We start from the raw sequence: 8,513 nt of genomic DNA, 5'->3' as shown, positions 1-8,513 counted from the left end.
CGAGGTGGGCGGCCAGCGCGTCGGAGATCGCCTGCGAGCCGCCGCGGGCGAACGGCCAGCCGCGGGCGTGCGCGGCCAGGGCGAAGACCAGCCCCACCGCGCCGGTGGCGAACCCGCCCAGCGGGGCCATCACATGGGCCACCAGGCCGGCGAAGAGCGCCTTGAACCGCTCGTCGTGGAAGCGCCGCATCAGCCAGGTCGACGGCGGCAGCCCGGCGAGGCCGAACCGGGCCAGCGTGACCGGGTCCCGTGGCAGCGCGCTGAGCGGCAGTGACATGAAGTCGCGCACCAGAGCGTCCCAGTGGCGCAGCATCGGCTCGGTCAGCCTCCGGTACGGACCCGCGTCCCGGGGCCCGAAGGAGGCCGCCGTCTCGGCGACGGACCGGGAGAGCACGGCGGCCGTGCCGTCCGGGAACGGGTGCGCCATCGGCAGCGGGGCGTGCACCCATTCCAGCCCGTACCGGTCCAGCGGCAGGGCGCGGAACGCGGGCGAGCTGATCCCCAGCGGATGGGCGGCGGCACAGGGGTCGTGCCGGAAACCGGGCAGCGTGAGCTCCTCGGTGCGCGCTCCCCCGCCCACCGTGTCCCGGGCCTCGAACACGGCGACCGAGAACCCGCGCCGGGCCAGCTCGACGGCGGCCGTCAGCCCGTTCGGGCCCGCGCCCACCACGACCGCGTCGAGTATCGATGTCGACGGCACCTCGGACTCCTTCGTCGGCGGTGTCCTCCTGTGATCAGGATAGGCCGCCGCGCCGACACCGGGTGGCGGCGGCCTCCGTTGACCGTCCGTCATCGTCGGTGGGGCCCTTCGCCCTCCGGGGCGTCGGCGGAGCAGGCGCGGCGACCGCCGCCGCCCCCGGATCGGGCGCGCATTGTTGCTGTTATCTGATGATCGGTCGTTCGTGGGCCTGCGGCGGCGCCACCGTCGCCTCGTGACTCGGTCACCACGCCGTGGGCCGGTCACCGTGCCGCGGGGCGGCCACCACACGGCGACGCGGTCACCGCCCCACCGCGTACCCCTGCATTCCACGCGGGTTGGCGGCCGCCGACAGCACCCCGGTCCGGGGGTCGCGGGCGACGGCGCACAGGCGTCCCTCCGACCACGCGTCGCCCACCTCGACGTCGTGGCCGCGCCTCCTCAGCTCCTCCACCACGGCCCGGTCCGTGCGGGCCTCGACGACGACCCGGCCGGGGCGCATGCCCCGCGGGTAGAAGGAGCCGGGGAAGGACTCGTTGTGCCAGTTCGGGGCGTCGATGGCGCCCTGGAGGTCGAGGCCGCCGCGGACCTCGGCGCGTGCGGCGACGGCGAGGAAGAAGTGGAGCTGCCACTGGTCCTGCTGGTCCCCGCCCGGCGTGCCGAAGGCCAGGACGGGGACGCCGTCGCGCAGGGCGAGCGACGGGGTGAGCGTGGTGCGGGGCCGGCGGCCGGGCGTGAGGGTGTTGGGCAGCCCTTCCTCCAGCCAGGTCATCTGGAGCCGGGTGCCGAGCGGGAAGCCCAGCTCGGGGACGACCGGATTGGACTGGAGCCAGCCGCCGCTGGGGGTGGCGGCGATCATGTTGCCCCAGCGGTCGACGATGTCGAGGTGGCAGGTGTCGCCGCGGGTCGTGCCGTCCCGGGCGACGGTGGGCTCGCCGACGCCCAGAGCGCTGAACTCCGGTGTGTCGTCGGCTGTCAGGTGGGCCTGCGCGGCCAGGCGCGGAGGCCGTCCCCCCGGGCTGCCGGGGCGCAGCTCGAGGGAGGCCCTGGCCGGGTCGATCAGCCGGCGGCGGTCGGCGTTGTAGCGGGCGGACAGCAGGTCGGCGAGCGGTGCCGGGGCGTCGCCGGCGTCCCCGTACCAGGCCTCGCGGTCGGCCATCGCCAGCTTGCAGCCCTCGATCAGCAGGTGGACGTGGTCGGCCGAGCCGTGGGGCGGCAACCCCTCCGGGAGGAGCGCGAGTTGCTGGAGGAACGCAGGTCCCTGGCTCCAAGGGCCCGCCTTGCAGAGGGTCCAGCCGCGCCAGTCGTAGGTCGCGGGCGCCTCGTAGCCGGCGGACCAGGAGGCCAGGTCCTCGGCGGTGAGGACGCCGGTGTGGTGCTCGCCGCTGGTGTCCAGGGTGGGCCGTGCGGACTGCCGGAGCAGGGCACGGGCGACGAACCCGGAACGCCACGTCTCCCGGGCCCGTTCGATCCGGGCGACCCGGTCACCGCCGGGCGCGTCGGCCTCGGCCAGCAGCCGCCGCCAGGTGGCGGCGAGCGCCGGGTTGCGGAACAGCGTGCCGGGACGCGGGGGTTCGCCGCCGGGGAGGTAGACCTCGGCGGAGGAGGTCCACTCCGTCTCGAACAGCTCCCGCACCGTCTCGACGGTCTGCGCCATGCGCTCCACGGGCGGGTGGCCGTCCTCGGCGTAGCCGACGGCGTACTGCAGGACGTCGGCGAGCTCCTTGGTGCCGTGGTCGCGCAGCAGCACCATCCAGGCGTCGAACGCCCCGGGCACGGCCGCGGCCAACGGGCCGGTGCCGGGGACGAGTTCGAGGCCGAGCGCGCGGTAATGGGCCGCCGTCGCCGCGGCGGGCGCGACGCCCTGGCCGCACAGCACCCGGACCTCTCCCCCGGCGGGCGCCAGGAGGATCGGCACCTCGCCGGCCGGGCCGTTGAGATGCGGCTCGACGACGTGCAGCACGAAGCCGGCCGCCACCGCCGCGTCGAAGGCGTTGCCGCCGTCCTCCAGCACCGCCATCGCCGACTGCGAGGCGAGCCAGTGGGTGGACGACACCATGCCGAAGGTGCCCTGCAGCGTGGGCCGGGTCGTGAACACCGCTGGCCTTCCCTCCTGTTCGGGACCGGGACCGGATCGAAGATCCTTGCGATGCTTACCCCGCCGGCTCGCCCGCCAGACGCCCTCCGGGACCGGCGGGCCGGTCCTTCGGCCGTTCCATCTCCCGCCATTCCGGGCGGAGTCCGGCGAGGCTGGTGGTCAGGAAGTAGAGGACGCCGCCGGCCAGCAGCGCCGGGGACAGCCCGACCAGGCCCACCGCCGCTCCGGCCAGCAGTCCGCCGAACGGGATGCCCGCCCAGGCGAGCGAGTCGGCGAGGGCGTTGGCGCGGCCGAGCATGGCGCGCGGGACCCGCTCCACGAAGACGGCGCCCAGCACCGGGTTGATGAAGCCCGCCCCGAGGCCGGCGATCACGAACACGGTCATGATCAGCGCGACGGGCAGGTCGCCCAGGAGGACCAGCCGCATCGGCGCGCCGACCAGGGTGAACCCGACGAGGACCACCAGCCGCCGGTTGAGCCGGTGGGCGAAGGCGGCGGCGAGCAGGCTGCCGACGACGGCCGCCGCGCTGAACACCGCCATCGTCGCGCCCAGCAGCGTGGCGTCGTGTCCGGACTCCTTCACCCAGACCGGCAGCAGCACGGAGAGCAGCGCGGCGTCCAGCAGGTTGGTGACGGCGATCATCAGCACGACGGTGAGGAGCAGGCCGTCGCGCCGTACCAGCGTGAAGCCGGCCGCGAAGCTGCGCCAGTAGCCCTCCCTTTCCTCCGTCCGGGCCTCGGGCGTCCGGGCCTCGGGCCGCCCCACGGCGCGCGGCAGGGCCACCGCGACCAGCAGTGAACCGAGCGCGAAGCAGGCGGCGTTGACCAACAGCACCGTGAGAGGGCCGAGCATCGCGACCAGCAGGCCGCCGACCGCCGGGCCGACGGTGGAGGCGAGCCGTTCGACGGTGCCGGAGAAGGCCATGGCCCGTTCCATCGGCACCCGGCTGCGGTCCGCCGCGTCCGGGACCATCACCTCCTTGGCGAGGTCGCCGGGTCCGCGGGCGGCGCCGATCAGCGCCACCAGCGCCAGCAGGGCGGGCAGCGGGAGCATGCCCACGGCGTGCAGGGCGGGCACCGCGAAGGCGGCCGCACAGCTGACCAGGTCGGTGGTCCACGAGACGACGCGCGGCCCGGCCCGGTCCACCACCGGCCCGCTGAGCGCCTTCGCCGCCACGTAGGGCGCCATCTCGCAGAAGGCGACCAGGCCGGTCTGCGTGGCGCTGCCCGTGGTGACCAGGACGAACCACGGGACGGCCACCGCGGCCACCCGGGTTCCGGTCAGCGACACCGCCATGGCGGCCAGGACACCGGCCAGCGGCCTCATGTCCCGGCGTGCCGGCCGTGCTTCCCCCGTGCCGTCCTTCATGCGCCCTCTCCCCCGCGTATCCCGCTCGTGCCGCCGTCGTCGGCGCTGCCGTCGTCGTCGCCGCCGTCGCCACGTCCGCCGTCCTGGGCGTCCTGGCCGTGTCCCTCCGTCTCCTCGTCGTCCACGAGGTCGGGCAGCATGTGGAGGATCACGGAGACCGTCCGCGCCTCCGCCGGCGCGGACGCGGCGGCCTCGGTGGCCTCCTGCCGGTGCCGGTCGAGCACGGCGGTCAGCTCCTCCCGCAGGGCCACCGCCTCGCCGGGCGTGAGCCGCAGCCCCCAGTCGCTCATGTCGAAGACCCCCCGCCACTCGGCCGGCATGGTCTCCACCTCGCCCAGCGCCTGCCGCGCGCGGAGGGCGTAGGTGTCGGCGACGGACTGAAGGTAGGCACGGGTGGCGTCCGGCTCGCGGGCGGCCAGTTCCCGGTCGTCGAAACGGGTCATCCGGTGGGCCGACCGCCACCACCTCTCCCGCGCGTTGCCCCGGTCGGTGAGCTCCTCCACGAACCCGGCCTCGGCCAGCTGCCGCAGGTGATAGCTGGCGCTGCCGGAGTTCACGCCGAGCCGCTGCGCCAGGCGGGTCGCCGTCGAGGGCCCGTGCCTGCGCAGCAGCCCGACGATCTGCACCCGCAGCGGATTGGCCATGGCGCGCAGCCCTTTGGCGTCCAGGCGTACTTCGTCGCTCTTCCCCATGCGACGACCATAGACCGCCAAGAACTCTTTGCGAAGAGTTCTTGGCAAAGAGTTCTTGGCGGTTCAGGCGCGCGGCGTGCCGTCGGGGTGCCGCCCCCGCCCGGTGCCGTCGTGCCAGTCCAGCACCAGCGCCGTGGCGTCGTCCCGCAGTTCTCCCCCGCAGGCGTCGTACACGGCCAGGGTCATGGCCTGCACCGCCTCGCGAGGGTGCTCGGCGCCGGTGTCGCGGACGACGGCGGGCAGGTCGACGGCCCCGGCGCCACGCTCGATCATGCCGTCGGTGAGCAGCACCAGCCGGTCGCCCGGCTCCAGCTGGAGCCGTTGCACCTGGTAGGAGACCGGGGCCGGGACACCGAACGGCAGATCGACGTGGACGGACAGCTTCTCCACCCGCCCGCCGCGCAGGCGCAGCGGCCAGGGATGCCCGGCGTTGACCATCTCGCAGGCGCCGTCCGCCAGGTCGACGCGCAGGAGCTGGCCGGTGGTCATGCCGCGGGCGTGGCGGGTGATCGCCTCGTGGGCGGCGGCGGCCTGCTCGAGGAGGCCCCGCCCCGCGCGGCGGGCTCCGCGCAGGGCGTTGACGGTCAGCGTGGCCAGCAGCGCGGAGGCTGTGTCGTGTCCCATGGCGTCGGTGATGGACAGGTGCAGGGTGTCCTGGTCGAGGGCGTAGTCGTAGGTGTCGCCGCCGATGTCGTCGGCCGGGACCAGGCCTCCGGCCAGGGTGAACCGGGGGGCCTCGCAGCAGGACGCCGAAGGGAGCAGCTGGTGCTGGATCTCCGCGGCCAGGGTCACGGGCGAGGTGCGCCAACCCCAGTGGTACAGGTCGGTGAAACGGCGGTCGGTGACGACGATGTACGCGAGCGCGTGCGCGGCCTGTGCCACCGCGTCGCGGATCGTGTCGTCCACCTCTGGCACGACGGCTTCCAGCACGCCTATGAGGTCGCCCCGGTTGGTGACCGGCGCGACCATCCGGGCGCCGCCCGCGCCGTCGTCCTCCACGTGCGGGCGCTGCGAGCGCAGGACCTTCTCGTAGACGCTGCCCGCGAGAGGGCGCCTGTCCACGGCGCCCCGCGCCCGTCCCTCCCCGTCGCTCCTGGGCAGCCGTACGGCTTCCCGCCCGAGCATGTCGACGAGCAGGAAGGACACCTCCCTGGCCGCGAACCTGCGCTCCAGGTTCCGGGCGACCACGTCCACCGACTCCACCGGCGCCGCACGCTCGGCCGCCCTCAGCACCTCGTCCAGGCCCAGCCCCCGGTCCTGGCCTGGCCCCCGGTCCTGGCCCGGTCCCCGGTCACCGTCCACCTCGCACCTCCCGTACCCGTCCCTGCGGGTTCCCGGCCACGCGCCACGAATGCGCGGGCCGCGGGGAGCCGCGCCCCCTTTCCGGCCCGGCCGGGACTGCGCGCCCGGCCGCCGGGCGGGAGAATCGGACCGCGACAAGAACATGTGCGCATCCGTTCCGTCCTCGGAGCGCCGGGCTCCGGACACGCCGCGCACGGGAAGGGAGCACAGCCGTGCACGGCGAGTACAAGGTGCCTGGCGGCAAGCTGGTCGTCGTCGATCTGGACGTCCACGAAGGAGTGCTGCGCGACGTGCGGGTCGCCGGTGACTTCTTCCTGGAGCCCGACGAGGCGATCCTCTCGATCAACCAGGCCCTGGAGGGAGCCCCCTCCACGACGGACGCAGCGGGACTGGCTGCCCGGATCACGGCGGCCCTGCCGGAGTCGACGGTGATGCTGGGGCTGACGGCGGAGGGCGTCGGCATCGCCGTCCGGCGCGCGCTGGCCCATGCGACCGAGTGGGGCGACTACGACTGGCAGCTCGTCCACATGGGTCCGCAGGCGCCGGCCCTGCACATGGCGCTGGACGAGGTGATCACCGCCGAGGTGGCCGCCGGCCGCCGGCCGCCGACCCTGCGGGTGTGGGAGTGGGCCTCGCCCGCGGTGGTCATCGGCAGCTTCCAGTCGCTGCGCAACGAGGTGGATCCGCAGGGCGCGGCCCGGCACGGCATCACGGTGGTGCGCCGGATCTCGGGCGGCGGCGCGATGTTCGTCGAGCCCATGAGCACGATCACCTACTCGCTGTCCGTCCCGGAGGCCCTGGTCTCCGGGCTCTCCTTCGCCGACAGCTACGCCTACCTCGACGACTGGGTGCTGGGTGCCCTCGGCGACATGGGCATCAAGGCCTGGTACCAGCCGCTCAACGACATCGCCACCGAGGCGGGCAAGATCGCCGGCGCGGCGCAGAAACGGGTGGTGGGCCCGGACGGCGGACCCGGCGCCGTGCTGCACCACGTGACGATGTCCTACGACATCGACGCCGACAAGATGCTCGAGGTGCTCCGCATCGGCAAGGAGAAGATGTCCGACAAGGGCACCCGGAGCGCCAAGAAGCGCGTGGATCCGCTGCGCCGGCAGACGGGGCTGGCGCGGGAGCAGGTCATCGAGAACATGATCGCCTCCTTCCGCAACCGCTACGGGCTGACGGCCGGCGAGGTCACGGCGGCGGAGATGGAGCGCGCGGAGGAACTGGTGCGGACCCGGTTCGCCACCGAGGAGTGGACGGCGCGGGTGCCCTGACCCGGGGCGGGCGGCGCGAGGACGGCGCGGCGGGCCGGGGAGCGCCACCGGGCGGGACCGGCCTCCCGCCGCGCCCGCCCCGCGGGGCCGCACGCACCTGGCATGAACCTGACTGCCATCTCATCTCCTTGCTCACATCGCGAGACAGTTGCCCCATACAGGCAACGCGCTCCGTATATTCGTCCGCATGTCCGCACCCGCCTCCCTGCTGTGCCTCGCGCTCTTCGCGACGTCGGCCTGGTGCGTCGACGACGCTCTCTGTCGCAGCTGACGCGCGCCTCGTCGTCCGCGCCCCACGCGCCGCCGACGGTTGCCGGCGCTCTCGGCTCCGTCCCCCACGCGACCCCGGAGATCCTCCTTGACCACCGCGCCTCCCACCGAGGTGACGGCCGCGCCGCCGCGCGCCCGGACCGCCACCGCCCTGTTCTCCCCCGCCCTCACCTCCCGTCCCGCTCCCCCGACCCCGCCTCTGAAGCCGGTCCGCAAGGGGCCGCTGGCCGTCTCGGCCCTGCTCGCCGTCGCGCTCACCGCCTACGTCTGGGCGACGCACGGCGCCAAGCCGGGCGTCCTTCTCCTGCTGGGCCTCGGTCTGGGCGTCGGCCTGTTCCACTCACGGTTCGGCTTCACCTCCGCCTGGCGGCAGCTGGTCGCCGTGGGCAACGGCACCGGCCTGCGCGCCCACGCCCTGCTGCTGGGCACGACGGCCACCCTGTTCGCCCTGGTCATCGGCACCGGCACGGGCTTGTTCGGCTCGGCTCCCGCGCCGTCCGCGGGCCCGCTGGGGCTGGGCCTGCTGATCGGCTCGGTGCTGTTCGCCGTCGGGATGCAGCTGGGCGGCGCCTGCGCCTCGGGCACCCTCTACGTGGTGGGCTCCGGCCAGTCCACGCTGGTGCTCACCCTGGGCGGGTTCATCGCCGGTGCGACGCTCGCCGCCTGGCAGTTCGACCTGTGGAAGGACCTGCCCGCGCTCGAGCCCGTGGTGCTGGCCGACCACATCGGCTGGTTCGGCTCCTGGGCCGTCACCGTCGCGGCGCTGGCACTGATCGTGCTGGTCACCCGGCGGGTCCAGGCGCGGCGC

The 8,513-nt window shown here is 74.5% G+C and carries 7 protein-coding genes; 2 read left to right on the top strand and 5 right to left on the bottom strand.

Annotation, left to right across the window (positions count from 1 at the left end; genetic code table 11):
- From HW445_RS11260 to HW445_RS11240, 5 genes are all read right to left on the bottom strand, one after another.
- A partial coding sequence (locus tag HW445_RS11260) for an NAD(P)/FAD-dependent oxidoreductase (RefSeq protein WP_180220886.1) occupies nt 1–685 on the bottom strand: 685 nt, incomplete at its 3' end.
- Between the two features lie 313 nt (nt 686–998).
- Nucleotides 999–2,795 carry a gamma-glutamyltransferase family protein gene (locus tag HW445_RS11255; RefSeq protein ID WP_180220885.1) on the bottom strand — a complete coding sequence of 599 codons (1,797 nt, stop codon included), beginning with the start codon at nt 2,793–2,795 and terminating at the stop codon, nt 999–1,001.
- Between the two features lie 55 nt (nt 2,796–2,850).
- A complete protein-coding gene (locus HW445_RS11250) occupies nt 2,851–4,164 on the bottom strand; it encodes an MFS transporter (protein ID WP_180220884.1) in 1,314 nt (437 codons plus the stop codon).
- Nucleotides 4,161–4,856 (bottom strand): transcriptional regulator, encoded by a 696-nt coding sequence (locus HW445_RS11245; protein ID WP_180220883.1) that lies wholly within the window; start codon nt 4,854–4,856, stop codon nt 4,161–4,163. The genes HW445_RS11250 and HW445_RS11245 overlap by 4 nt, the downstream gene beginning before the upstream one ends.
- A gap of 63 nt (nt 4,857–4,919) precedes the next feature.
- The gene (locus HW445_RS11240) at nt 4,920–6,158 is read right to left on the bottom strand and encodes a PP2C family protein-serine/threonine phosphatase (RefSeq protein WP_308798876.1); all 1,239 of its coding nucleotides are present in this window, start codon (nt 6,156–6,158) and stop codon (nt 4,920–4,922) included.
- A 212-nt stretch (nt 6,159–6,370) separates the two neighbouring features.
- On the opposite strand from HW445_RS11240, the gene HW445_RS11235 reads away from it, so the two are divergent.
- Both HW445_RS11235 and HW445_RS11230 read left to right on the top strand, forming a co-directional pair.
- Complete coding sequence (locus HW445_RS11235; protein ID WP_180220881.1) at nt 6,371–7,435, top strand: biotin/lipoate A/B protein ligase family protein; 1,065 nt, start codon at nt 6,371–6,373, stop codon at nt 7,433–7,435.
- Nucleotides 7,436–7,793: 358 nt separating this feature from the next.
- Nucleotides 7,794–8,513, top strand: a 720-nt coding sequence (locus HW445_RS11230; RefSeq protein WP_180220880.1) for a YeeE/YedE thiosulfate transporter family protein, incomplete at its 3' end; no start/stop codon positions are given.

This window comes from Streptomyces sp. UH6, from assembly GCF_013421635.1.
Classification (GTDB): Bacteria; Actinomycetota; Actinomycetes; order Streptomycetales; family Streptomycetaceae; genus Streptomyces; species Streptomyces abyssomicinicus.
The sequence above is the reverse complement of the archived record's forward strand: the minus strand, read 5'-3'. Positions and strand labels throughout refer to the sequence as shown.